Genomic DNA, 22,749 nt, shown 5'->3' on the forward strand with positions numbered 1-22,749 from the left:
ACGAGAATTCAACACCTAGTTAAAAATAAATGCGAAATAATTCAAAAGTAGCGGGTTGGGTCAGTAATTCCGGCTGCTGCAAAGCCTTCTGCACGCAGACGGCAGCTGTCGCATTTACCGCACGCTCGGCCCTGAGCGTCTGCCTGGTAGCAAGAAACCGTCAATGAGTAATCAACACCAAGCTTTACACCGGCCTGGACGATTTGTGCCTTGCTCAGGTTTTGCAGCGGGGCCTGGATGCGGAAACCATTCCCCTCTACCCCGGCCTTGGTCGCAAGGTTTGCCATGACTTCGAACGCCTGAACAAATTCAGGACGGCAATCCGGGTAGCCCGAATAGTCCACAGCATTGACGCCGATGAAGATATCCCGCGCTTGCAGCACTTCTGCCCAGCCCAGTGCCAACGACAAGAACACGGTGTTGCGTGCAGGCACGTAGGTGACCGGAATGCCTTCGCCCAAGGTCTCTGGCACGTCAATAGAAGTGTCAGTCAGGGCCGAACCGCCAATGCCATCAAGGCTCAGGCCGATGACTTTGTGCTCGATCGCACCCAGGTCACGGGCTACACGCGCAGCGGCATCGAGTTCGGAGCGGTGACGCTGGCCATAATCAAAGCTCATGGTGTAGCAGCTATAGCCTTCGGCACGCGCCATGGCGACTACAGTGGCGGAATCAAGACCGCCAGACAGCAGGATCACGGCCCGTTTTTCGGTAACAACAGTGTGTTCGGTCATTTCAGCGCCCCGGCTCGTCATTCCAAAGATATTTGTGCAGTTGCATTTGCAAGCGTACTGGCAGGTTATCCGCCACGATCCAGTCAGCCAGATCGCTGGCCTTCAGGTCGTGGTGACTCGGCGAGAACAATACTTCGCCAGCCCGGCGCTCCAAACCGTACTCAATCAGCTTGGAAACCGCCCAGTCGTAGTCTTCCCGCGAACAGATCACAAACTTGACCTGGTCATTGGGTGTCAACAGCGCGATGTTCTCGTAGAGATTGCGGTGAGACTCTTTGGAGCCCGGCGTCTTCAGATCAAGCACCCGGCTTACACGAGGGTCAACAGCCGAGATATCCAGCGCCCCGCTGGTCTCGATCGAGACCTCGTAACCCGCGTCACACAGTTGCTTGAGCAGAGGGATGGCATTGGGCTGCGCCAGAGGCTCACCACCTGTTACACACACGTAGCGCGGACGAAATCCGGCCACTTGCTCAAGGATACTGTCGAGGGTGCGTACGGTGCCGCCACTGAAGGCGTAGGCACTGTCGCAATACTGGCAGCGCAAAGGGCAGCCAGTCAGACGTACAAAAACGGTGGGCAGGCCAGCCGTTCGCGTTTCACCCTGTAAAGAGTAAAAAACTTCGGTAATTCTCAATGTGTCTTGCATATCCGCCACGGGCGTAACAGCTAAACAGGCTGTCCGCCTCCGTCAGGCACTCCAAAGAATCTGCCTACGCAGGACTCAGAGGAGCGTATTTCATAAAAGGGCGTGGATTCTAACGAAAAAACCCGCGACAGGCGCGGGTTTCTCGATGAAAACATCGTCTTGCTTACATGCGCTGCAGATCACGCTGCGCCAGTTGTGCCGCCGAAGTACCAGGGTACTGGGCGATCACTTGCTGCAGAATGCCTTTTACCTTGTCGGTATGACCCAAGCGGCGCTCTACATCAGCGAGCTTATAGAGTGAATCCGGCACTTTGGCATGCTTGGGATACAGCTGACTGACCTTGGCAAAGGCTTGGCCTGCGGCCTGCAAATCGCCTTTGGCCAGGTTCACCTCACCCAGCCAGTACTGGGCATTGCCCGCGTACTGGCTGTTGGGGTATTTGCGCAGAAAGGCGGTAAACGCCTGACTGGCCTTGTCGAAGTCCTTGGCCTTGATCAAGTCGAAAGCAGCATCGTAGTAGAGCTTTTCTTTCGCCGGATCGCCAGGCTCCGAACTGGCAGCGGCCTGAGGTGCAGGCGCTGCAATATTACTGGCGGCATTAGCACCACCAGCAGAAGAATTATCAGGAGCGGCAGCAGGAGCAACGCCGGTTCCTATACGCCGATCAAGTTCCTGGTATCGCTCCAGGCTTTCTTGCTTCATGCGTGAGACATCATTTTGCAGAACTTCGATCACACCTTGTTGGCGTGCAATCTGCTCCTGCATTTGTTGCAACTGGTTGAACAGCTCGCCCTGTGCCGAGATAGGGGCCGAAACCCCTCCCCCGGCATAGGCGCCGCTCGCACCGTAACCCGCAGTCGGATTACTCCCCCCGCTATTGTTATAGCCAGAGTTGTCATCGACCACAGGAACCGCAGCCCATACCGCTAGCGGCATGAGGCTGAGAGTCAGAATAGTTACAGCACGGCGGCACTTTCGCATGACGAATTACTTACGCAGTTCGACGCGACGGTTTTGAGCCCACGACTGTTCGTCGTTGCCAGTAGCGATTGGACGCTCTTTACCGTAGGACACCAGCTCCAGCTGTGCTGGAGAAACACCTTGCAGTACCAGGTAGCGTTGAACGGCTTTCGCACGACGCTCGCCCAGTGCCATGTTGTACTCACGAGTACCACGGGCGTCAGTGTTACCTTCCAGAACAACGCGAGCGCCGTTAGCTTTCAGGTCTTTAGCGTGAACGTCCAGAGCGCGCATTGCTTCTGGTTTCAGGTCCGAACTGTCGTATTCGAAGTAGAAAACAGTGATCGCGCGCAGAGCAGCTTCTTCACTCAGGGAGCCATCAACAGCGCCTGTGTTTGCGCCGTAACCAGCGTTTGGATCAACAGCAGCGCCTTCACCGGCATTGTCGCCGCCTTTAGACGAGCAACCTACAGCTACAGCCATGGCCAGTGCCAGCGCAGCGAATTTACCAAACTTCAGCATTTCCATCGTAAAACTCCTAATGAACCCCAAGTGTTATGTGCAACGTACAGCTATCACCACGTCAGTTCAGGTAAGGGGACCAGGAAGGTTCTCTGACTTCGCCTTGAGCGGTAGGAAGAGGGAGCCTTACGCGTCCGTTAATGGACACGAGCATCAAGACTCCCCGGCCCTGCTGGCGGGTGGCGTAGATTACCATGGTGCCGTTGGGTGCAACAGTAGCTGACTCATCAAGGTTGGTATCTGTGAGGATTTTCACGGTTCCACGCTGCAAATCTTGCGCTGCAACACGGAAATTGGTGAAACCATCCTGACGATGGATCATTACCAGGGTCTTTTCGTCAGCCGAAAGCTTCGGACTGGCGTTGTAGTTCCCGATAAAAGTCACACGCTCTGCATTACCGCTACCAACTGTGGTTTTGTAGATTTGCGGTTTACCGCCACGGTCAGAGGTGAAATAGATGGTGTTGCCATCTTTGCCCCAGAACGGTTCTGTATCAATTGCCGGGTTATTGGTTACGCGAGTCAACTGGCGCGAAGCCAGGTCCATCACGTAAATCTCGGCATTACCATCTTTGGACAATACAAACGCCAGCTTGGAGCCATCCGGGGACCATGCAGGTGCACCGTTCAGACCTTCAAAGTTGGTGATCTGCTCACGACGACCGGTATCAATGTTCTGCATGAAGATACGCGGACGTTTCTGCTCAAACGAAACATAAGCGATACGCTTGCCATCCGGAGCAAAGCGCGGCGACAGAATCGGCTCGCGTGACTGCAACAGAGTCACGGCGCGAGCACCATCGTAGTCCGAACGCTGCAAGGTGTAGCGGGTGTTGGTCGCGCTTGCACGTTCAGCCGTCACATAAAGCAGACGTGTAGAGAATGCACCTTTAATACCGGTCAGTTTTTCAAATGACTGGTCTGAGATGTAATGCGCCATGTCCCGCAACTGATCAGTTGTGCCCGACACGCTGCCAGTCAACACTGGCTGCTCGGTGGCCACGTTAAACAAGGCATATTGCACCTGCAGGCGACCGCCAGCCGGCACAATATTACCGACCATCACGTACTGGGCGCCCAGAGCTTTCCAGTCACGGAAAATGACTTCGCTAGCCTGGGTCGGCAAGCCAATCATGTTCTGCTTTGGAATCGGCGCGTAATAACCCGAGTTGCGCAGGTCATTGCCAATGATTTCAGCCATGTCATCGGGCAGGACGTTGCCGTCCTGCCAGCCGAATGGCACAACTGCAATGGGCGTTGCCCGGTCGCTACCACTGGTGACCAGAATGTTCTTTTCATCTGCCACTGCCATCCCTGCTACGCAGCAGACGATGACTAGCAGTCCTCGAAAAAATTTAATCACAAGGCTAGATCCTCAGGTGTGAATGTCATCTTGAATGATCGGTAAGGATTAAAATCGCTGGGTTTCATACCCTGCATTTCCGTTAAACGACCAATATTCTTGACCGCTGCCACAGCCGAACTATCAAACGGCCCATCGCCACTGGACTTGGCAACCGTCACCGACGTTACCGTGCCATCTGGCAACATGCCAATTTGCAGTACCACTGTCATATTCTTGCGGGCCGAAGGTGGACGAGCCCACCCTTCTGCTGCACGAGCACGAATCAGATCATCGAAACTACCGGCGACCTCATCGCCCTGCTCATCAGCCAAGGCTTGCTGGCGTTGCGGCGTATCGGAAAGCAAATCGGCCAGGGCTTGCGCCTTTTTATCTTCGGTCGATTTACGCGCTGCTTCGACGGCCTTTTTCTTGGCTGCATCGGCAGCCGCTTTTTTCTTCGCATCTTCGGCGGTTTTCTTCTTCGCCTCGTCTGCTACTGCCTTTTTCTTGGCATCTTCAGCAGCTTTCTTTTTCGCATCTTCGGCTGCTTTTTTCTTCGCGTCTTCAGCTGCCTTTTTCTTGGCCTCTTCTTCCGCAGCTTTCTTGGCCTGTTCCTCAGATTTCTTCTTGGCTATATCCGCCAGCTTCTTCTCTTCGGCTTTTTTGGTTTCTGTGGCCTTTTTAGCATCGTCGGCTTTCTTGGCGTCATCAGCCTTCTTCGCCTCGTCTGCCTTTTTGGCTTCGCTCGCCTTTGCTTCATCAGCCTTCTTGGCGTCAGCCGCTTTTTCGGCAGCCTCTTCTTTCTTTTGTTCCGCGGCTTTTACAGCCTCCTGCTCAACCTTCTTTTGTTCCATCTGCTCGACTTCGGTCTGACGTGCGGCGGATTTCTTCGCCTCACCCGCAATCTTCTGATTGGTCTGGGTGGTCGCCTGACTTTTGGACTTCAGTTGATACAAGGTCGCCTGAACAATCGGCTTTGAAGGCGGCAACTCCGGAGTCATGGCAAAGCTGGCGAACAGCATGCCAAAAATCAGAATGTGCAGCCCTACCGCCCAGACTGTAGGCCAAAAATAGTTTTCAGAGGCGGACGGCTCCCGCTGTTCGCGCATCAGGGAGCCTCGGTTATCAGGCCAACGTTACCAACCCCGGCCTTCTGCAGGCCACCCATGGCGCCCATTACCGCGCCGTAATCCACAGTCTTGTCACCGCGAATAAAGACTTGGGTATGCTTGCCGCCTTCATTGCCTGCGCGAATGATTTTAGTCACTGCGTCAGTCATCTGAGGCAAGGTCATGGCCTTGTCCATCTGCTTTTCGGTGTCGACTTCACTGCCAAGGTTCCAGAAGTAGGTCTTGTCAGCCTTGATCGAAATGGTCAGAACCTGGGTGTTGTTGTCCTGCGGCAAAGCCTCGCTGGAGACCTTGGGCAAATCAACCTTCACACCCTGGTTGAGCATCGGTGCGGTCACCATGAAGATGACCAGCAGTACCAGCATCACGTCGATGTATGGCACTACGTTCATCTCGGCAACCGGCTTGCGCTTTTTGCGCGCTCGAGCGATTAAAGCCATTGGAAATTACCTGCTTATTCTTCGCTGGTGTGCACTTTGCGGTGCAGGATCGCCTGGAATTCATCGGCGAAGGTGTAGTAGCGGCTAATCAAGGTTTCGCTACGTGCAGCAAAACGGTTGTAAGCGATAACTGCCGGGATTGCCGCGAACAAACCAATCGCAGTGGCAACCAGTGCCTCGGCAATGCCTGGTGCAACAGTCGCCAGCGTCGCTTGCTGGGCGGTGGCCAGCCCCCGGAAAGAGTTCATGATGCCCCAGACCGTACCAAACAAACCGATGTACGGGCTGACAGAACCCACGGTTGCCAGGAACGGCAGGCTTTGCTCCAGCTTCTCTTCTTCACGCGAGATCGCTACACGCATGGCACGTGCAACACCTTCCATAACCGCTTCCGGATCCACACCCGGCTGCTGACGCAGGCGAGAGAATTCTTTGAAGCCGGCACGGAAAATCTGCTCAACGCCGGAATCCGGATCCGGGTTGCTACCTGCCTGACGGTACAGCTTCGACAAGTCGATACCCGACCAGAAACGCTCTTCAAAGCTTTCCAGGGCACGTCGACCGGCGCGCAGCATGGTGCTGCGCTGAAAAATCATGACCCATGAGGTAACCGATGCGGCCAGCAGGATCAACATTACCAACTGCACAACAATGCTGGCATTGCTGACCAAGCTCCACATGGAGGAATGGTCGACGACGTTAGCTTCCACGCTTTATCTCCTGCTCTAAATGTTTACCCGCGCCGCTCACGTCGGCAAAGGCCGCACGTAGAGCTTCGGGAATGGCCCGGGGTTTAAAACTATCGGCGCGCACACAGGCCACCAAAAACTGCCCCTCACAGAGCAGCGTTGCATCTGACGCCCGCCAGACCTGCTGATTGAAACGCAGACTGACACGGTTGAGCTCTATCACTTGCGCACTTACCAACAGTTCATCGTCCAGTCGCGCCGGTGCGTGGTAACGCGCCTGGCTGGAATGCACGACAAATAACAGGTTCTCGCCTGCCAGCTCGGATTGGGCAAAACCCAATTCCCGCAGCCTTTCGGTTCGAGCCCGCTCCATAAACTTTAGATAATTTACGTAATACACGACGCCACCCGCATCGGTGTCTTCGTAATAAACGCGACAGCGATGTGCGAACGGCTCCAGCCTGTTTTGCGCGCGCATACTCTAGTGCTTACTCCTCAGGTTGCCAATCCGCCAAACGACTGTTTTTTCATTCTTCATGGACTTTAAGACCCAGGATTTTCAGCGCCAGCCCTTGAGACAGCAAAAACGCCGAAAAAATCGACTGCCAACCGCTTATTAATCATCTAAAGCATTCAAAAACTCGTCTGCGACCGGCATCTCGCCCAGGCGCGACGGAATATTCAAACCGAAGTGCAAATATGCGTGACGGGTCACAACACGACCACGTGGCGTTCGCATGATATAGCCCTGCTGGATCAGATACGGCTCCAGCACGTCCTCGATCGTATGACGCTCTTCACTGATTGCTGCAGCCAGGCTGTCGACGCCAACCGGTCCGCCATCGAACTTCTCGATCATGGTCAAAAGCAAACGCCGATCCTGATGATCGAAACCATGCTCATCGACATCCAGAAGATTCAACGCCAGGTCGGCCACGGGCTTGGTGATATGCCCTTTGGCCCGCACCTCGGCGAAATCGCGTACACGACGCAACAAACGATTGGCGATCCGCGGTGTGCCACGTGCACGCCGGGCAATTTCGTAAGCCCCTTCCGGGTCGAGGGGCAGGCCGAATATCTTGGCCGAACGACTGACAATCGTCGCCAGGTCATCTGTGCTGTAAAATTCCAGCCGCTGAACGATCCCGAAACGGTCACGCAGAGGGTTGGTCAGCATCCCCGCGCGGGTTGTGGCACCTACCAGAGTGAACGGCGGCAGGTCGAGCTTGATCGACCGCGCGGCAGGCCCTTCGCCAATCATGATGTCGAGCTGGAAATCCTCCATTGCCGGGTACAACACTTCCTCGACGATGGGTGACAACCGATGGATCTCATCGATGAACAGTACATCGTGCGGCTCAAGGTTGGTCAGTAGCGCTGCCAAATCACCCGGACGCTCCAGTACCGGGCCCGAGGTGCTTTTGATCGACACCCCCATTTCCTGGGCAATGATATTGGCCAGCGTAGTTTTGCCCAGCCCGGGCGGACCAAAAATCAGGGTGTGATCCAGCGATTCAGAGCGTCCGCGGGCAGCCTGGATAAACAGTTCCATTTGTTCACGGACCGTCGGCTGACCAATATAGTCGGCCAGGCTCAAAGGACGGATCGCGCGATCCTGCACCTCTTCGCGGTCTCGCCCGCCAGAGGCGGTTATCAAACGATCAGCTTCAATCACTTAAATCATTCCCTTAAGGGCACGACGAATCATATCTTCACTGCTCAACGTTTTGTCCTTGATCGCGGACACCGCCTTGCTTGCCTCCTGAGGTTTATACCCCAGAGAGATCAAGGCGCTGACCGCATCGCTTTCTGCACTGGCCACTTGCAATGGTGCATCAGGCTGATTGGGCACCAACGCAAACATGCTCGGCACTTGCTCCCAGGCCTTGAAACGATCCTTGAGCTCAACCAATAGCCGCTCGGCGGTTTTCTTGCCAACGCCAGGTACCTTGGTCAAAGCAGATGTGTCCTGTGCCTGCACGCAGCGCACCAGCTCGTCTACCTCCAGACTGGACATCAAGGCCAAAGCCAGTTTGGGACCGACACCGTTGAGCCGGATCAGCTCACGAAAGAAATCACGCTCGCGCTTGCCAATAAAACCATAGAGCAACTGAGCATCTTCGCGAACCACCAGATGGGTATGCAAGGTCAGCGGCTCGCCTATGGAGGGCAGCCGATACAGCGTAGTCATCGGCACTTCGAGCTCATAGCCCAGGCCGTTTACATCAAGTATCAGGTGCGGCGGCTGTTTTTCAGCCAGAGTGCCGCGCAAGCGTCCAATCACGTTTTAGATCCTTTTCTCTGGCCAGATCAATGGCTCACAACTGGAACGGGCAGGCCGCATCATTGCAGATAGGGCCCTGCCAGCAAGCTTAATTACATAAATAAACGTGTTTCAGAGCCGCAAACGCCCGCCGCGACTGCGCGCCGCACCCAGGCCGTGGGGTAGCAGACTGGAACGTGTGTGCGCATGGCACAAGGCAATCGCCAGCGCATCCGACGCATCGATTTGCGGCTTGGTCGTGAGCTTGAGCAAATGCATGACCATCATCATCACTTGCTCCTTGTTCGCTCCCCCCGTACCCGCCACGGCCTGCTTGACCTGAGTGGCAGAGTACTCGGCAATCTCCAGGCTTTCCTCGGCACCCGCCACAATGGCGGCGCCTCTTGCCTGGCCCAACTTGAGCGCCGAGTCGGCATTACGGGCCATGAACACTTTTTCGATGCCCATTGTTACCGGGCCGTAGGTCTGAATAACCTCGCGTACCCCGCGATAGACAATCTGCAGCCGCTCATGCAATTCGCCACTACCTGTACGAATGCATCCCGAGGCCACGTACACGCAGCCACGCCCGGTGTCTCGCACCACGCCATAACCGGTGATTCGCGAACCAGGATCGATACCAAGAATAAGAGTCATAACGCCTACAGCTTATGAAGTGACGCCCACGGGAACATGCCCGAACAGCTTAAAGGCAGAAGCCGGAGGTGCACAGCGCAGCGATCATCGCAACGTTGCACCTCCGGCCTCAGATTTGTAGCACGTTATCAGGCTAGCTGTTCCAGCACCGCATCAGGAATTTCGGCATTGGAATAAACGTTTTGCACGTCATCCAGGTCTTCAAGCATATCGATAAGCTTGAGTACCTTCTGCGCACCGTCCAGGTCCAACTCGGCACTGGTGGTCGGCAACATCACAATCTCAGCGTCTGCCGGGGTAAAACCTGCAGCTTCCAGTGCATTGCGAACCGCGTAGAAGCTTGAAAACGAAGTGAACACATCCATGGAGCCATCTTCGTTGGTCACTACGTCGTCGGCATCGGCCTCCATCGCAGCTTCCATCAATGCGTCTTCATCAACGCCCGCGGCATAGGATATCTGCCCCTTGCGCTCAAACAGATAAGCAACAGAGCCGTCAGTGCCAAGATTGCCGCCACACTTGCTGAATGCGTGACGCACAGCGGCCGCAGTGCGATTACGGTTATCCGTCATGCACTCAACCATCACTGCAACACCACCCGGGCCGTAGCCCTCGTAGCTCAGCTCGACCATGTCGTCGGTATCAGCAGCACCAGCACCGCGAGCGACGGCACGATCAATGATGTCGCGACTCATGTTTGCACCCAGGGCCTTGTCCAGCGCCAGACGCAGGCGCGGGTTGGAGCCCGGATCAGCACCGCCCTGACGGGCAGCCACGGTCAGTTCACGAATCCACTTGGTGAAAATCTTGCCCTTTTTGGCATCCTGACGCTCTTTGCGGTGCTTGATGTTCGCCCACTTAGAATGACCTGCCATAACGCACTCCGAATCCTTTATAAAACCTTGCCGGTCCTGGCGCACGCCTCGGACCCGCAATAAAAATTCTCGACCCAAATAACAAAGGCGCATCCGGAGATGCGCCTTTGCAGGTCAGCTTTACTCAGCCTTAGGCTGTTCGCGCAAACGAATGTGCAACTCGCTCAGTGCCTTGGCATCAACCACACCAGGAGCCTGAGTCATGACGCAGGCAGCACTCTGGGTTTTCGGGAAGGCAATGACTTCACGAATCGACTGGGCACCGGTCATCAGCATCACCAGACGGTCCAGACCGAACGCCAGGCCACCGTGGGGTGGCGCACCATATTTCAGGGCGTCCAGCAGGAAGCCAAACTTCTCTTCCTGCTCAGCTTCACCGATACCCAGCAGGCGGAATACTGCCTGTTGCATTTCCTTGCGATGGATACGGATCGAACCGCCACCCAACTCAGTACCGTTGAGCACCATGTCATAGGCACGTGAAAGCGCGGTGGCCGGGTTGGCCTCCAGCTCTTCAGGTGAGCACTTGGGTGCAGTGAACGGGTGATGCAAGGCGCTGAAGCTGCCGTCGGTGTTCTCTTCGAACATCGGGAAATCGACAACCCACATCGGAGCCCATTCACAGGTCAGCAGGTTCAGATCGTTACCGACCTTGATACGCAGTGCACCCAGCGCTTCGCTAACGATCTTGGCCTTGTCGGCACCGAAGAACACGATGTCACCATCAACCGCACCAACGCGATCAAGGATCACATTGAGGTTGGCTTCAGGGATGTTCTTGACGATCGGAGACTGCAGACCTTCAACACCTTTGGCGCGCTCGTTGACCTTGATGTACGCCAGGCCACGGGCACCGTAGATGCTGACAAACTTGGTGTAGTCGTCGATCTGCTTGCGCGGCATGCTCGCGCCACCGGGAACACGCAGGGCGGCAATACGGCATTTAGGGTCATTGGCCGGGCCGCTGAACACCTTGAATTCCACATCTTTAAGCTGATCGGCAACATCAACCAGTTCCAGCGGGTTACGCAGGTCCGGTTTGTCGGAGCCGAAGCGGCGCATGGCCTCTTCCCAGGTCATGTGCGGGAACTCACCGAATTCCAGACCCAACACTTCCTTGAACAGGTTGCGGATCATTTCTTCAGTCAGACCCATGATCTCGGCTTCGTTCATGAAGCTGGTTTCGATGTCGATCTGAGTGAACTCAGGCTGACGGTCGGCACGCAGGTCTTCGTCACGGAAGCACTTGGCGATCTGGTAGTAGCGGTCAAAACCGGCAACCATCAACAACTGCTTGAACAGCTGTGGCGATTGCGGCAATGCGAAGAAGGAACCGGCGTGGGTACGGCTTGGCACCAGGTAATCACGCGCGCCTTCCGGTGTGGCACGGGTCAGGATTGGCGTTTCAACGTCAAGGAAGCCGTTTTCGTCCAGGAAACGACGGATGCTGGTGGTCATGCGCGAACGCAGACGCAACTTCTCGAGCATTTCCGGGCGACGCAGATCGATAAAACGATAGCGCAAACGGGTTTCTTCGCCGACGTCAGAGAATTCGTTGAGCGGGAACGGCGGGGTTTCCGCTTCGTTCAGGACTTCCAGCTCGTAGCCCAGCACTTCAATCATGCCCGAAGCCATGTTGGCGTTGCCGGCACCGGCCGGACGCAAGCGCACCTTGCCGGTAACCTTGACGACATATTCGCTGCGCACGCGGTCTGCGGCGGCGAAAGTCTCGGCGCGATCCGGGTCAAACACTACCTGGGCCAGACCATCACGATCACGGATATCGAGGAAAATCACCCCACCGTGGTCACGGCGACGATGGACCCATCCGCAAAGGGTAATTTCCTGGCCTTCCAGGCTTTCGTTCAGTTGGCCGCAATAATGGCTGCGCATCATGATAGTGGTTTCACTTCTCGTAATTCGAAATTCGGTGGAGGTCTTGCGCACCGTCAGTGCTGGTAACAATGCAAGAGCCCGCTTGTGTTCTGACTGCTTTCGTTCAGCCTCAGTCGGATTTGTCGCCGCCGGCCAGATTCTTTTTCGAGCCTGTCTTGAAGTCTGTTTCATACCAGCCGGTGCCACTAAGGCGGAAGCCTGGCATGGACAGCATCTTCTTCAGCTCAGGTGCCTGACAGGCAGGACAATCAACCAGTGGAGAGTCACTGATCTTTTGAATGGCTTCCAGTTGATGACCACAGGAAGCGCACTGGTAATCGTACATGGGCATTGGCGTGTCTCGGCAATCCGTGAGCGGCAACCCATAAAGAGGGTTACGCGGCAAAGCCCGAGATTATATCTGGTAAATCGAGCCATTGCAGCCGCATGAGCAGCCATAACCCCTTAAAGGCACCATGAATTTCAAAAGATTACAAGCTGCCGGCAACTCAGCCCAGCCTCACGCCCCCATCCCTCGACAATCAGGTGTTTTGCTTGCGCATTGCGCGACGCTTGCTCGACTTCCGGCACATGCCGGACACCGGCTACCTCATGAAGCAGTTAAAGCTTCCACTCAACCGGCTCATGCCAAGTGCTCGATCAATACAGGACAACCAGGCTTTTATCGAACAACCGTCAATATGAAAAATAATGCCGCATATGCCCTCACGGTTATTTCACCCCGCCTCCAGCGCCCTCCGTCTCAATCACACCTGCCCAGAACAAGCCCCGGACAGGCTCACATAACCATCAAGAACAACAAGACCCAGCACTCCGGCAGCTTACTGAACAGACTGTTATCTCTGAACTGAAACGAACCTCATGCCTTCAATCGCAACAATTAAAGAAGTCACTATAAAAACATACAAAACTCTTCTTAAAACAAGTCAATATGACCGAGCAAAATCAAAGACCAGGCACACGGGCCTTACGAGCGGAAACCGCCATGCCAAAGCCTTCGCCCGCCCTCACGGCAATTAAAAAAAGTAAAACCCGCTAGTTCTCCAGCATATAAATGCAACTGGTGCGTACGACACCCTGCACTGTGATGGCACCTCCCACCAGCGATCAAAAAACTCAACACTCACTGTATCCAAACGCTCTTCGGCTTTTAAATAGTAATCCGCTGAAGATCGCACTTCAGATTTACATCAGTCTGTTTAAAAACCTCCCTGAACAACCTCCATACGATAATCAGCACTAGAGTCACTCGCTCAATTTAAAACCCATAGAAAACTAAGCGGCCAGCGCACTCCCAAAAACGCTGCAACCCTAAAAATATGACCAGCGGTCATTATTTCGCGGGCTCCGACACACAGCGCTTGAAGCCTTCTCAGTCGCCCGCATTTCCAGACACCGCTTGAGACAGACGACACCCCTCTAGAACAAGGGTCCGGAAGTAAAAAAGAACGACCCATCGCTATGGCCAACACAATCTGTTCAGACACGCATCAATACGCTTAATTTGAGAAGCCCCAAGCTTTGCTGTTAAATAGGCAGCGTGTCGCCTTCGTCAAACCTCTGGCGACGGTGCATAGGCTGATGCCAGCACGTGTCTAACGCCTCCATTATTTTCAGAAGCGAACCGTGCACACCCAGCTCTTCCTTGCGATCCGTCTTAATGTGAGTTAATTGAAATGTTGAAAATCGTTCACCTGCTAACGGGCGCAGCTGCATTGCTGCTGTCCTTCATTCCTAGCCTGCAACCCGATGCCATACCTTACCTACAACACGCCGATGCTCTTTATCTGGCTTTTTTCGGTCTGCTTAACCTGACACTGGCCCCGGTCATTCCGTTCTGGAATAAAGGTCCTCGTCATCAACTGCAAAACCTGGTCAGCGCCCTGCTGGTGCTTTCTGTTGTTCTGCAAACCCTTACCCTGTTCGGCCTGCTACTGCCAATCGGCGACCAACCTGCAATCCTGCTCAGTCTCGTACCTGCCGTGATTGCCGTGCTGCTGCACCTGGTAGTCAGCTTCTATAAATCATCACCTTCGTCAATTTCGCAAAGCTATGACATGACCAACCGCGATACAGGCACTGTAAAGTGGTTCAACACCTCAAAAGGTTTCGGCTTTATCTCCCGAGATTCTGGCGACGACATTTTTGTCCACTTCCGTGCCATTCGTGGCGAAGGCCACCGTGTACTGGTGGAAGGGCAGCGTGTCGAGTTCTCGGTAATGAACCGCGATAAAGGCCTTCAAGCTGAAGATGTGATTGCAGCGTTACCACGCCGCTAATTTCAGCAATAAAAAACCGCGATCAAGCCCCGGCCTGATCGCGGTTTTTTATTGCCTGCTCAAAAATCAATAATGCGGCGGCGGAGCCTCTTCTTCAAATGACTCGAACTGCCCGCCCATTTCTTCCTGACGCTTGAGCAAGGCGGCCATCTGCATTTGCAAACGATCGACAGCGTTCTGCTGCATCACCAGCACATCATTCAATGCCTGAATGGTGTCGTCCTGAAAAGCCAAACGACTCTCAAGATCCATTACCCGAGCTTCAAGCGTCACAATTGCACCTCCGAAAAAATGAAGCCGCCATCAAGAACCGACTTTAGCTTGCCCCGGATCACGTCAACCTCAGCTTGCGTATACGGCTTCGCAGAGTGCTTGCCCCAGACAGGAGCGGGCCACGCAGCATCCGCCTGATATCGAACTATGACGTGCATGTGCAACTGACTGACGACATTACCCAGGGTCGCGACATTCATTTTATCTGCGCCGAACAGCCCCTTCAGTAGTCCTGCCAAGGCCGTCGTTTCGCTCCACATCAGTTGCTGATCGCGGTCATCCAATTGAAACAATTCGCTTATACCCTCGCGTCGCGGTACCAGAATAAACCACGGGTAATTCGAATCATTGGACAGCAGCAAGCGGCACAAGGGGAAGTCTCCTATCAGCCAGGTATCCTCGTGAAGACGGGTATCCAAAACGAACACTGAGTGCTCTCCTGTTTAACGGGTAGTTTCAGCTCGACCTGGCGAACAGGTATCAACCGCCAAGCGAAAGATCTGCAGGATACCCTTGATTGCCCCGCACATCACGACAGCAAGCACTGATTCGCAACTGAAATGAAACTGTCCTGCTGAATCAACAGCCGTCAAACACTTGTGCACCAAAAACGCACAACACGAATGTTTTTAGTGCACCAAAACGTCACCGACCAACCCAACAGGTGTTAACCGGTAACGCTTTTGGTGTTTCCATAGCCCAAACGCTGGCCGTTATCATAAAAAAACAGGAACCCAGCCGTGCAATATTTCCGTTTATTCCAAGCAGCCTCAGGATATTGAGACTGGAACGGTCTAAAAAAATATTTTTCAGGCTTCCTGGCGGTTTGAGCATGGTTGTTGCATCAAGCACAGATACAGTCGCCAAGGCATCTGCCGGAGTGCAATAGCCTGACGATAAATAACAATAGCCAAACTGCAAGGATCGGGATTTTTAATACGTGGATACGACACAGTTTTCCAAGTGTCCACAGCTGTAGTTAGCACTTTAAACATGCAAAAAACGACATACAGCTACGTACTAGCGACATGCAGGCTGCAATTTTCGACACAGCTGTAAAGAAGCTGAAAGCTTTTGAGACCAAGTATCGCCAACATGGCCGGCGTGATATAAGTTTGCGCCGACACAAAAAGAAAGAGCCGCCCCAGATAATAATTCAGGTGGGGACGGCAGTACTCTTCCTAAAACCAAAGGAGCAAATCACGATGCGCGTGATGAAGTGGAGCATGATCGCCCTGGCTGTTTCAGCCGGTACTACTCAGTTCGCAATGGCCTCGTCGCAGGACGATGCTAAAGGTTTCGTTGAAGACAGCACGCTGACTTCCAAAACTCGCATGCTGTACATGAACCGTGATTTCCGTAACGGCGCCGGCAACATCGCCAAGCCTGGTGGCGGCTTCAAAAGCGGCTACCGCGAAGACTGGGGTCTGAGCGAACTGCTTAACTACCAGTCCGGCTTCACTCAAGGCACCATCGGTGTGGGTGTTGACGCTTTTGCCATGGGCACAGTACGCCTGGACGGCGGCGCCGGTCGCCAAGGCAACGGCCTGTTCGCTACCAAGAGCGACGGTTCTCCGGAAGATACCCAATCGAAAATCGGCGGCGCTGTTAAATTCCGTCTTTCCGATACCGTTCTGAAATACGGCAACCAGTTTGTGGCAAGCCCGGTTTTCTCCACCGATGACAGCCGTTTGCTGCCAGAAGTAGCCACCGGTACCTTGATCACCAGCAAGGAAATCAAGGGCCTGGAATTGAGCGCCGGCCGCTTCACAGCGCTAAGCTCGCAGACTGGCATGGCTCGTGACAGCATCAACGGTCCAGGCCAGCCAGGTCTTACCGCTGCCAACATTGCTGGCGCGACCTACCAGTTCACTGACAACTTCGTCGGTGGCGTGGCCGCATCCGATGTTGATGACTACTTCAAGAAGCAGTACATCAACCTGAACTACACCCTGCCGATCGCAGACTCTCAAGCCCTGAACTTCGACTTCAACGGCTACAGAACTTCGAGCCAAGGCCAGGAACTGGCAGGTGACGTAGACAACAAAATTTGGAGCTTGGCAGCAGCCTATAGCCTCGGCGCTCACAAGTTCACCATTGCTCACCAGCGCTCTACCGGTGACAGCGCTTACTACTACGGCGTAGACGGCGGCGGCACCATTTTCCTCGCCAACTCCGTACAGTACTCCGACTTTAACGCCAAAGACGAGCAGTCGTGGCAGGGTCGTTACGACCTGAACATGGCTAGCTACGGCGTTCCAGGCCTGAGCTTCATGGCTCGTTACGTTCGCGGCGACAACATCTCCACCAATAACGGTGAAGGCAAAGAGCACGAATTCGACTTCGAAACCAAGTACGTGTTGCAGGAAGGCCCGGCCAAAGACCTGTCTTTCCGCCTGCGTAGTGCGATCTACCGCACCACCAGCAACTACGGCAATGATGTAAACGACGTTCGCGTGATTGCTGAGTACCCTCTGAACATCTTGTAACCGAGGCCTTCGGGCTTAATTACAAACACGGTGTTTAGCAAAAGCCACGCCCCTGCTTAGGGGCGTGGCTTTTTATTTGCCAAGGCAAAAACACATATATAGCAAGCTAACTAACAAAATTGAAAAACAAACAACTCTGTACCACGCTCAATTACACACCCGTACGGGTCTGCACCAAGGTACAAAAACAATTAAAGGGGCATTCGCCCCTTTAATGTTTACCTGTCACCGATGGTCAGATGTGATCCGTGACTTTACTGAGCCGCCACTTCCTGAACCACCCGAATCACTCGTTGCGGAAATGGAATATCGACTCCCTCCGCCTTCAGGCGATCACGTGCGAACTCATTGAACATGAACAGAACATCCCAATAATTCGGGGTATCTACCCAAACTCGCAGCGACATCGTGATAGCACTCTCACCCAAGGTGGACACAACCACCACAGGGGCCGGCGCTTTCAGCACGCGAGGATCATCGGCCAGCGCCAGCAATACTTCACGTACCTTCTGCAAATCCGCTTCGTAGTCCACACCCACGTCAAACACCACTTTACGGGTCGGTTGACGGTTGTAGTTAGTGATGATGCCGTTGGACAGATTACCGTTTGGCACGATCACGGTTTTGTTGTCGCCGGTACGCAACACCGTGTGAAAGATCTGAATGCTATCGACGGTTCCGCTCACGCTTTGCGCTTCGATCCAGTCACCGATTTTGAACGGACGGAATAACAGAATAAGCACTCCGCCGGCAAAGTTCGCAAGGCTGCCCTGCAACGCCAGGCCAATAGCCAGGCCTGCCGCACCAATGGCCGCGACGAACGACGTGGTCTGGATGCCAATCATTGAGGCAACGCTAACAACCAGCAACACCTTGAGAATGATATTGACCAGGCTGCTGATAAAACCCTGCAGCGCCAGATCAGCCTTTCTCAACGCCAGCAAGTGCCCCAGTTTTACCGTCAACCGGTTGATTAACCACCAGCCTACCGCCAGCGTGATAACGGCCAGCAATACACGGCTGCCGTATTCCATAATCATCGGGATCCAGGCCTGTGAGGCCTTGATCAACTGATCAACTTCAGCATTCAAATCCACTTGTATCTCCTTGCACCCATATCCGGCGACGTCATTCGTTCAGCGAGACGATAGAACCGCTCAATCGTTTTTGCAGGTCCAGGGAAAATCGGACGTAGATAATCGCCATAGGTTCCCCCCGTATTCAGTCACGGAAGTTATTGAACTGCAGCGGCATATCGAAGGTTTTGGCACGTAACGCAGCGATCGCATCTTGCAAATCATCACGCTTCTTGCCAGTGATGCGTACTTGCTCACCCTGAATAGAGGCTTGAACCTTGAGCTTGGCGTCCTTGACGTGAGCAACGATTTTCTTCGCCAACTCCTTGTCGATGCCTTCTTTCAAAATGACTTCCTGCTTCATCAATTTGCCAGAAGCGTAAGCATCCTTGATCTCGAGGCATTGCGCGTCAATCTTGCGTTTGATCAGGGCCAGCTTGAGAATCTCGATCATTGCTTCCAGCTGAAAATCAGCCTCAGCGGTCAAGTTCACGGTCAGATCCTTCTCTTTGAACTCAAAAGTACCTTTACCTTTGAGATCATAACGACGATCCAGCTCCTTGACCGCGTTCTCAACGGCGTTGGTGACTTCGTGCTTGTCCAGTTCGGATACCACGTCGAACGACGGCATGTATTTTTCTCCAATAATAAAGGGCGCGCTCAACACAGATGGAGCACGCCTGACCTGACAGTTAAAATGCGCGGGCATTATAGCGGTTCTTCGACTTCATTCACTTGCGAGCACACATGCCAAATTCGGCCTTGCCTCAAACCTGCTCCAACACGCCAGACCTTGCCTCGACCCCCTGGCACATTCTCGGTGCCGGGAGCATGGGGATGTTGTGGGCTACACGGCTGGCGCGAGCCGGCTTGCCGGTTACGCTGATCATGCGAAATGACGCCCGCCTGCAAGCTTATAGAGCGGCACAAGGGGTAACTTTAGTTGAAGGTGAACATTCGCAACTGATAACCCTGCGGGCTCAAACGCCGGACACCGACGAACCTGTGCAGCGCCTGCTGGTGACCTGCAAGGCTTATGACGCAGAGCACGCCGTCGCGCAGATTGCCGGGCGTCTAACCCCTGATGCCGAAGTGATCCTGTTGCAGAACGGTCTTGGCAGCCAGCAAGCTGTCGCCAACCTTGTCCCACAAGCACGCTGCATCTTTGCCTCCAGCACTGAAGGCGCATTTCGCCAGAGCGACTGGAACGTGGTATTTGCCGGCCGTGGCCAGGTCTGGTTGGGCAATACCGGTGAAGCACCGCAGTGGCTTGAAGAGCTTGAGCGCAGCGGCATTTCTGCACAGTGGAGCCCGAACATACTGAGTCTTTTATGGCGAAAACTGGCGCTTAACTGTGCGATCAATCCACTGACCGTGCTGCACGACTGTCGTAATGGCGGTTTGCTCACGCACATTGATCAAGTAAACGCACTATGCGCCGAACTCGGCATCTTGCTTGAGCGTTGCGGCCAGGCCGAGGCGGCAATCGATCTGCCTGCGCAAGTCAGCCGAGTGATTCAGGCCACCGCCAACAACTTCTCTTCAATGCATCAGGATGTCGCACAAGGCCGACGCACTGAAATCAGCTACTTACTGGGCTATGCGTGTGCAGCCGCTCACAATCACCAACTCACCGTACCGCTTTTACAGGCACTGCAGCAGCGCCTCGAGCATCACTTGAAGCTGCGCGGATTGCCCTGCAACTGAGGCCCGCGCTACCCTGCGGGCTGGTCCTTATTAGTGCGACGACCCCATGCCCTTGCGCCAGCGCCTTGAAAACCTACCGGTAGGCCAGAAGTTGCTGGCCGCCCTCCTTGTATTGCTGGCCACCGTCTTGCTGGTGGCCAACCTGACGTTTATCAGTGCTGCGTACTGGATCTCCCATGAGAGCACCGCACCACAGGCCTTGCAGACACTGGGACAGCTGGCATCGAAGCCCGATCTTATCGCTCAGGCACTCGACTCGGCACACAACGCCCAAGCTCTGCTCGAAGAAGTCGGCAGCTACGCCCCTCTGCGAGCCGCCGCGGTGTATGACAGCACAGGTACCCTGCTGGCGCAGTTGCAACATGGCGAACACCTGCCGCTGCCCGAGCACTATCGTGAAATCGAGGCCTGGCGCCTGACCGAACTGCGCAGCAATCACCTCACGAAGCTCCCCCATGGCGATGGCCCTCCCGGACATTTGCTGCTAGTCGCCAGCAGCGAACTGCCCATGGCGTTTTATACCGGCACACTCACAGCCAGCCTGGGAATTCTGGTGTTTAGCGCCTTGCTGTGGTTCGTGGTTGCCCGGCAAATCAAACGGCTGATCACTCAACCCATTCACCGGCTAGAAGAGCTGTCGCGCCAGGTCACCCGGGAAGAGAACTACGCCTTGCGCGCAGCACCGGGCAACAATGATGAAATCGGCCATCTCGCCGAAGCGTTCAATACCATGCTGTCGCGCATTGAAGCACGCGAACAGGAACTCAAACGCGCGCGAGATGAAGCACAAGCGGCTTACGATCAGGCACAAACACTTGCCGAAGAAACCCGCCACACCAATCGCAAGCTGGAGCTTGAAGTTCAGGTACGTAGCAAAATCGAGAAAAAACTCACCGGATTTCAGAAATACCTGAACAGTATTATCGACTCCATGCCTTCAGCCTTGATCGCCCTGGACGAGCAACTCTATGTTACTCAGTGGAACCAGGAGGCCAGTGCACTCTCCGGTACGCAATTGGATGAGGCCTTGAATCAGCCGATTTATCTAGCCTTCGAGCCCCTCAAGCCCTTCCTGCCGCAGCTCAAAGACACCATCGAAAATCACCGGGTAGCTAAAATTGAACGTGTCACCTGGGGCCAGGGCGAGGGCGAGGAAGCCCGGCACTATGCACTGACGTTCTACCCACTGATGGGCGGTGCCGGCCGTGGCGTGGTCATCCGGATTGATGACATTACGCAACGCCTGTCACTGGAAGACATGATGGTGCAATCAGAAAAGATGCTTTCAGTGGGCGGCCTGGCTGCCGGCATGGCGCACGAAATCAACAATCCACTGGGCGCCATCCTGCATAACGTGCAGAACATTCGCCGGCGCCTGTCCAGCGACCTGCCAAAGAATCTCGAGCAGGCACAGGAGGCCGGCATTGAGCTGGAGGCCATAAACCGTTACCTGCAGGCCCGCGAAGTACCGAAACTACTGGATGGCATTCAACAGGCCGGGGCACGCGCTGCAAAGATTGTCACTCACATGCTCAGTTTCAGCCGGCGCAGCAATCGACAAATGAGCCCCTGCGATCTGTCGGCGCTGATTGATCAAGCCATTGATATTGCCAGCAATGACTTTGACCTGACCATTGGCTTTGACTTTAAGGGGCACGCCGTTACTCGCCAGTTCGACCCTCAGCTAGGCCCTGTCCCCGGCATCCCCAACGAGCTGGAACAGGTGTTGCTGAACTTACTGAAAAACGCCGCCCAAGCGATTCATCAGCGCACTGACAAGAGCGAGCCGGGACGTATCACCCTGCGTACAAAACTCAATCCGCCGTGGGCGGAAATACAGGTTGAAGACAACGGCGTGGGCATGCCGGAACACGTGCGCAAACGGATTTTCGAGCCTTTCTTTACGACCAAGGAGGTGGGTCAGGGCACGGGGCTCGGCCTGTCCGTGTCGTACTTCATTATTACCAACAACCATAAGGGCCAAATGGAAGTGCACTCGACCCAGGGCCAGGGTACCTGCTTTACCCTGCGCCTGCCGTTGGCTGGCAACCTGATGACCGCACACGAATCAACCAAGGTGGAACTCTAGACATGGGCTTTCGGTTATCGAAAATTTATACCCGCACCGGCGACAAGGGCGAGACCGGCCTGGGCGATGGTCGCCGCGTACCCAAGGACCATCCGCGTGTAGAAGCCATCGGCGAAGTCGATACCCTCAATAGCCAGGTAGGCCTGTTGCTGGCCGGCCTCACCGAACAGAGCGCCCTGTGTCCCGGGCTCAATGAGCTGATTGAAGTACTTGAACCGTGCCAGCATCGACTGTTTGATCTGGGGGGCGAATTGGCCATGCCGGTCTATCAGGCACTCGACATACGTGAAATCGAAAGGCTTGAAGCTGCGATTGATTGCTGGAATGAAGAACTGGGCCCGCTGGAAAACTTCATTCTGCCAGGAGGTTCGAGCCTGATCGCGCAAGCCCACGTTTGTCGCAGCCTGGCACGCAGTGCCGAGCGCCGCTGCCAACAGCTCAACGCGATGGAGCCACTGACGGGGGTGGGTCTGGCGTACATCAACCGCCTGTCTGATCTGCTGTTCGTCGCTGCCCGCCTCATCGCCAAGCGTCAGGGGATTGCAGAAATTCTCTGGCAAGCGGCAGCAAAGCCCGAAGCGTGACGGCGGTTACAAAAAACCGTAATACAGGCACCCGCGCAAAATCACGCACAAGGTTGCGGTCAACGACTGGAAAGAGTGTGAAGCAATGCCC

24 protein-coding genes are annotated in these 22,749 nt (G+C 54.7%); 5 read left to right on the forward strand and 19 right to left on the reverse strand.

Annotated elements, in window-relative coordinates:
- Nucleotides 1–41 precede the first annotated feature (41 nt).
- From queC to ACP7BO_RS05595, 15 genes are all read right to left on the reverse strand, one after another.
- Nucleotides 42–734 (reverse strand): 7-cyano-7-deazaguanine synthase QueC, encoded by a 693-nt coding sequence (gene queC / locus ACP7BO_RS05525; RefSeq protein WP_397454463.1) that lies wholly within the window; start codon nucleotides 732–734, stop codon nucleotides 42–44.
- A 1-nt stretch (nucleotide 735) separates the two neighbouring features.
- Complete coding sequence (gene queE, locus ACP7BO_RS05530; protein ID WP_060694285.1) at nucleotides 736–1,383, reverse strand: 7-carboxy-7-deazaguanine synthase QueE; 648 nt, start codon at nucleotides 1,381–1,383, stop codon at nucleotides 736–738.
- Nucleotides 1,384–1,546: 163 nt separating this feature from the next.
- Nucleotides 1,547–2,365 carry a tol-pal system protein YbgF gene (ybgF, locus tag ACP7BO_RS05535; protein ID WP_426209038.1) on the reverse strand — a complete coding sequence of 273 codons (819 nt, stop codon included), beginning with the start codon at nucleotides 2,363–2,365 and terminating at the stop codon, nucleotides 1,547–1,549.
- A gap of 6 nt (nucleotides 2,366–2,371) precedes the next feature.
- Complete coding sequence (gene pal / locus ACP7BO_RS05540; RefSeq protein WP_003441254.1) at nucleotides 2,372–2,872, reverse strand: peptidoglycan-associated lipoprotein Pal; 501 nt, start codon at nucleotides 2,870–2,872, stop codon at nucleotides 2,372–2,374.
- A gap of 55 nt (nucleotides 2,873–2,927) precedes the next feature.
- On the reverse strand, nucleotides 2,928–4,178 hold the full coding sequence (tolB, locus tag ACP7BO_RS05545) for a Tol-Pal system beta propeller repeat protein TolB (RefSeq protein ID WP_426209040.1): 1,251 nt from the start codon (nucleotides 4,176–4,178) through the stop codon (nucleotides 2,928–2,930).
- A 47-nt stretch (nucleotides 4,179–4,225) separates the two neighbouring features.
- Nucleotides 4,226–5,320, reverse strand: coding sequence for a cell envelope integrity protein TolA (gene tolA, locus ACP7BO_RS05550; protein WP_426209042.1), 1,095 nt, complete (start codon nucleotides 5,318–5,320; stop codon nucleotides 4,226–4,228).
- Nucleotides 5,320–5,772 (reverse strand): protein TolR, encoded by a 453-nt coding sequence (gene tolR, locus ACP7BO_RS05555; protein WP_162207799.1) that lies wholly within the window; start codon nucleotides 5,770–5,772, stop codon nucleotides 5,320–5,322. Before tolR ends, tolA begins: the two co-directional genes overlap by 1 nt.
- Nucleotides 5,773–5,795: 23 nt before the next feature.
- A complete protein-coding gene (gene tolQ / locus ACP7BO_RS05560) occupies nucleotides 5,796–6,491 on the reverse strand; it encodes a protein TolQ (RefSeq protein WP_060694291.1) in 696 nt (231 codons plus the stop codon).
- On the reverse strand, nucleotides 6,481–6,948 hold the full coding sequence (gene ybgC / locus ACP7BO_RS05565) for a tol-pal system-associated acyl-CoA thioesterase (RefSeq protein WP_426209044.1): 468 nt from the start codon (nucleotides 6,946–6,948) through the stop codon (nucleotides 6,481–6,483). The genes tolQ and ybgC overlap by 11 nt, the downstream gene beginning before the upstream one ends.
- 138 nt (nucleotides 6,949–7,086) lie before the next feature.
- The gene (ruvB, locus tag ACP7BO_RS05570; protein ID WP_060694297.1) at nucleotides 7,087–8,145 is read right to left on the reverse strand and encodes a Holliday junction branch migration DNA helicase RuvB; all 1,059 of its coding nucleotides are present in this window, start codon (nucleotides 8,143–8,145) and stop codon (nucleotides 7,087–7,089) included.
- Entirely contained in the window at nucleotides 8,146–8,754 is a 609-nt protein-coding gene (gene ruvA, locus ACP7BO_RS05575) for a Holliday junction branch migration protein RuvA (protein ID WP_060694300.1), read from the reverse strand.
- A 111-nt stretch (nucleotides 8,755–8,865) separates the two neighbouring features.
- A complete protein-coding gene (gene ruvC, locus ACP7BO_RS05580; protein WP_003441230.1) occupies nucleotides 8,866–9,390 on the reverse strand; it encodes a crossover junction endodeoxyribonuclease RuvC in 525 nt (174 codons plus the stop codon).
- 128 nt (nucleotides 9,391–9,518) lie between these two features.
- The gene (locus ACP7BO_RS05585) at nucleotides 9,519–10,265 is read right to left on the reverse strand and encodes a YebC/PmpR family DNA-binding transcriptional regulator (protein WP_003441226.1); all 747 of its coding nucleotides are present in this window, start codon (nucleotides 10,263–10,265) and stop codon (nucleotides 9,519–9,521) included.
- A gap of 120 nt (nucleotides 10,266–10,385) precedes the next feature.
- Entirely contained in the window at nucleotides 10,386–12,161 is a 1,776-nt protein-coding gene (aspS, locus tag ACP7BO_RS05590) for an aspartate--tRNA ligase (RefSeq protein ID WP_060694303.1), read from the reverse strand.
- Nucleotides 12,162–12,270: 109 nt separating this feature from the next.
- Nucleotides 12,271–12,492 (reverse strand): FmdB family zinc ribbon protein, encoded by a 222-nt coding sequence (locus ACP7BO_RS05595; protein ID WP_003441220.1) that lies wholly within the window; start codon nucleotides 12,490–12,492, stop codon nucleotides 12,271–12,273.
- A gap of 1,345 nt (nucleotides 12,493–13,837) precedes the next feature.
- Between ACP7BO_RS05595 and ACP7BO_RS05600 the strand changes: the two genes are divergently transcribed.
- On the forward strand, nucleotides 13,838–14,440 hold the full coding sequence (locus ACP7BO_RS05600; protein WP_060694305.1) for a cold-shock protein: 603 nt from the start codon (nucleotides 13,838–13,840) through the stop codon (nucleotides 14,438–14,440).
- A gap of 66 nt (nucleotides 14,441–14,506) precedes the next feature.
- Here ACP7BO_RS05600 and ACP7BO_RS05605 read toward each other — a convergent pair whose 3' ends face one another.
- Complete coding sequence (locus ACP7BO_RS05605; protein ID WP_003441212.1) at nucleotides 14,507–14,713, reverse strand: SlyX family protein; 207 nt, start codon at nucleotides 14,711–14,713, stop codon at nucleotides 14,507–14,509.
- Nucleotides 14,710–15,141, reverse strand: a complete 432-nt coding sequence (locus ACP7BO_RS05610; RefSeq protein ID WP_060694308.1) for an HIT domain-containing protein — start codon at nucleotides 15,139–15,141, stop codon at nucleotides 14,710–14,712. Before ACP7BO_RS05610 ends, ACP7BO_RS05605 begins: the two co-directional genes overlap by 4 nt.
- A gap of 777 nt (nucleotides 15,142–15,918) precedes the next feature.
- On the opposite strand from ACP7BO_RS05610, the gene ACP7BO_RS05615 reads away from it, so the two are divergent.
- Complete coding sequence (locus tag ACP7BO_RS05615; protein WP_426209049.1) at nucleotides 15,919–17,202, forward strand: OprD family porin; 1,284 nt, start codon at nucleotides 15,919–15,921, stop codon at nucleotides 17,200–17,202.
- A 254-nt stretch (nucleotides 17,203–17,456) separates the two neighbouring features.
- Here the strand turns inward: ACP7BO_RS05615 and ACP7BO_RS05620 are convergent, their stop codons facing one another.
- Together ACP7BO_RS05620 and ACP7BO_RS05625 are read right to left on the reverse strand one after the other, a co-directional pair.
- The gene (locus tag ACP7BO_RS05620) at nucleotides 17,457–18,299 is read right to left on the reverse strand and encodes a mechanosensitive ion channel family protein (RefSeq protein WP_397454468.1); all 843 of its coding nucleotides are present in this window, start codon (nucleotides 18,297–18,299) and stop codon (nucleotides 17,457–17,459) included.
- A 124-nt stretch (nucleotides 18,300–18,423) separates the two neighbouring features.
- Nucleotides 18,424–18,909: a YajQ family cyclic di-GMP-binding protein gene (locus tag ACP7BO_RS05625; protein WP_060694315.1), complete on the reverse strand. Its 486-nt coding sequence runs from the start codon at nucleotides 18,907–18,909 to the stop codon at nucleotides 18,424–18,426.
- Nucleotides 18,910–19,115: 206 nt separating this feature from the next.
- Between ACP7BO_RS05625 and ACP7BO_RS05630 the strand changes: the two genes are divergently transcribed.
- Genes ACP7BO_RS05630 through ACP7BO_RS05640 form a run of 3 tightly spaced genes read left to right on the forward strand, consistent with a single transcriptional unit; the run spans nucleotide 19,116 to nucleotide 22,658 of the window.
- Nucleotides 19,116–19,985 (forward strand): putative 2-dehydropantoate 2-reductase, encoded by an 870-nt coding sequence (locus ACP7BO_RS05630; protein WP_397457293.1) that lies wholly within the window; start codon nucleotides 19,116–19,118, stop codon nucleotides 19,983–19,985.
- A gap of 46 nt (nucleotides 19,986–20,031) precedes the next feature.
- Nucleotides 20,032–22,074: a sensor histidine kinase gene (locus ACP7BO_RS05635; RefSeq protein WP_426209052.1), complete on the forward strand. Its 2,043-nt coding sequence runs from the start codon at nucleotides 20,032–20,034 to the stop codon at nucleotides 22,072–22,074.
- 2 nt (nucleotides 22,075–22,076) lie between these two features.
- Nucleotides 22,077–22,658, forward strand: coding sequence for a cob(I)yrinic acid a,c-diamide adenosyltransferase (locus ACP7BO_RS05640; RefSeq protein WP_060694322.1), 582 nt, complete (start codon nucleotides 22,077–22,079; stop codon nucleotides 22,656–22,658).
- Nucleotides 22,659–22,749: the final 91 nt, after the last annotated feature.

It is taken from the genome of Pseudomonas sp. TWR2-1-1 (assembly GCF_049897045.1).
Classification (GTDB): Bacteria; Pseudomonadota; Gammaproteobacteria; order Pseudomonadales; family Pseudomonadaceae; genus Aquipseudomonas; species Aquipseudomonas versuta.

Excerpts from the sequence above, each read along its gene's own strand:
- queC (WP_397454463.1), bottom strand. The coding sequence starts at position 734 with ATGACCGAACACACTGTTGTTACCGAAAAACGGGCCGTGATCCTGCTG.
- queE (WP_060694285.1), bottom strand. The coding sequence starts at position 1,383 with ATGCAAGACACATTGAGAATTACCGAAGTTTTTTACTCTTTACAGGGT.
- ybgF (WP_426209038.1), bottom strand. The coding sequence starts at position 2,365 with ATGCGAAAGTGCCGCCGTGCTGTAACTATTCTGACTCTCAGCCTCATG.
- pal (WP_003441254.1), bottom strand. The coding sequence starts at position 2,872 with ATGGAAATGCTGAAGTTTGGTAAATTCGCTGCGCTGGCACTGGCCATG.
- tolB (WP_426209040.1), bottom strand. The coding sequence starts at position 4,178 with ATGGCAGTGGCAGATGAAAAGAACATTCTGGTCACCAGTGGTAGCGAC.
- tolA (WP_426209042.1), bottom strand. The coding sequence starts at position 5,320 with ATGCGCGAACAGCGGGAGCCGTCCGCCTCTGAAAACTATTTTTGGCCT.
- ybgC (WP_426209044.1), bottom strand. The coding sequence starts at position 6,948 with ATGCGCGCGCAAAACAGGCTGGAGCCGTTCGCACATCGCTGTCGCGTT.
- ruvC (WP_003441230.1), bottom strand. The coding sequence starts at position 9,390 with ATGACTCTTATTCTTGGTATCGATCCTGGTTCGCGAATCACCGGTTAT.
- ACP7BO_RS05585 (WP_003441226.1), bottom strand. The coding sequence starts at position 10,265 with ATGGCAGGTCATTCTAAGTGGGCGAACATCAAGCACCGCAAAGAGCGT.
- aspS (WP_060694303.1), bottom strand. The coding sequence starts at position 12,161 with ATGATGCGCAGCCATTATTGCGGCCAACTGAACGAAAGCCTGGAAGGC.
- ACP7BO_RS05595 (WP_003441220.1), bottom strand. The coding sequence starts at position 12,492 with ATGCCCATGTACGATTACCAGTGCGCTTCCTGTGGTCATCAACTGGAA.
- ACP7BO_RS05600 (WP_060694305.1), top strand. The coding sequence starts at position 13,838 with ATGTTGAAAATCGTTCACCTGCTAACGGGCGCAGCTGCATTGCTGCTG.
- ACP7BO_RS05615 (WP_426209049.1), top strand. The coding sequence starts at position 15,919 with ATGCGCGTGATGAAGTGGAGCATGATCGCCCTGGCTGTTTCAGCCGGT.
- ACP7BO_RS05625 (WP_060694315.1), bottom strand. The coding sequence starts at position 18,909 with ATGCCGTCGTTCGACGTGGTATCCGAACTGGACAAGCACGAAGTCACC.
- ACP7BO_RS05630 (WP_397457293.1), top strand. The coding sequence starts at position 19,116 with ATGTTGTGGGCTACACGGCTGGCGCGAGCCGGCTTGCCGGTTACGCTG.
- ACP7BO_RS05635 (WP_426209052.1), top strand. The coding sequence starts at position 20,032 with ATGCCCTTGCGCCAGCGCCTTGAAAACCTACCGGTAGGCCAGAAGTTG.
- ACP7BO_RS05640 (WP_060694322.1), top strand. The coding sequence starts at position 22,077 with ATGGGCTTTCGGTTATCGAAAATTTATACCCGCACCGGCGACAAGGGC.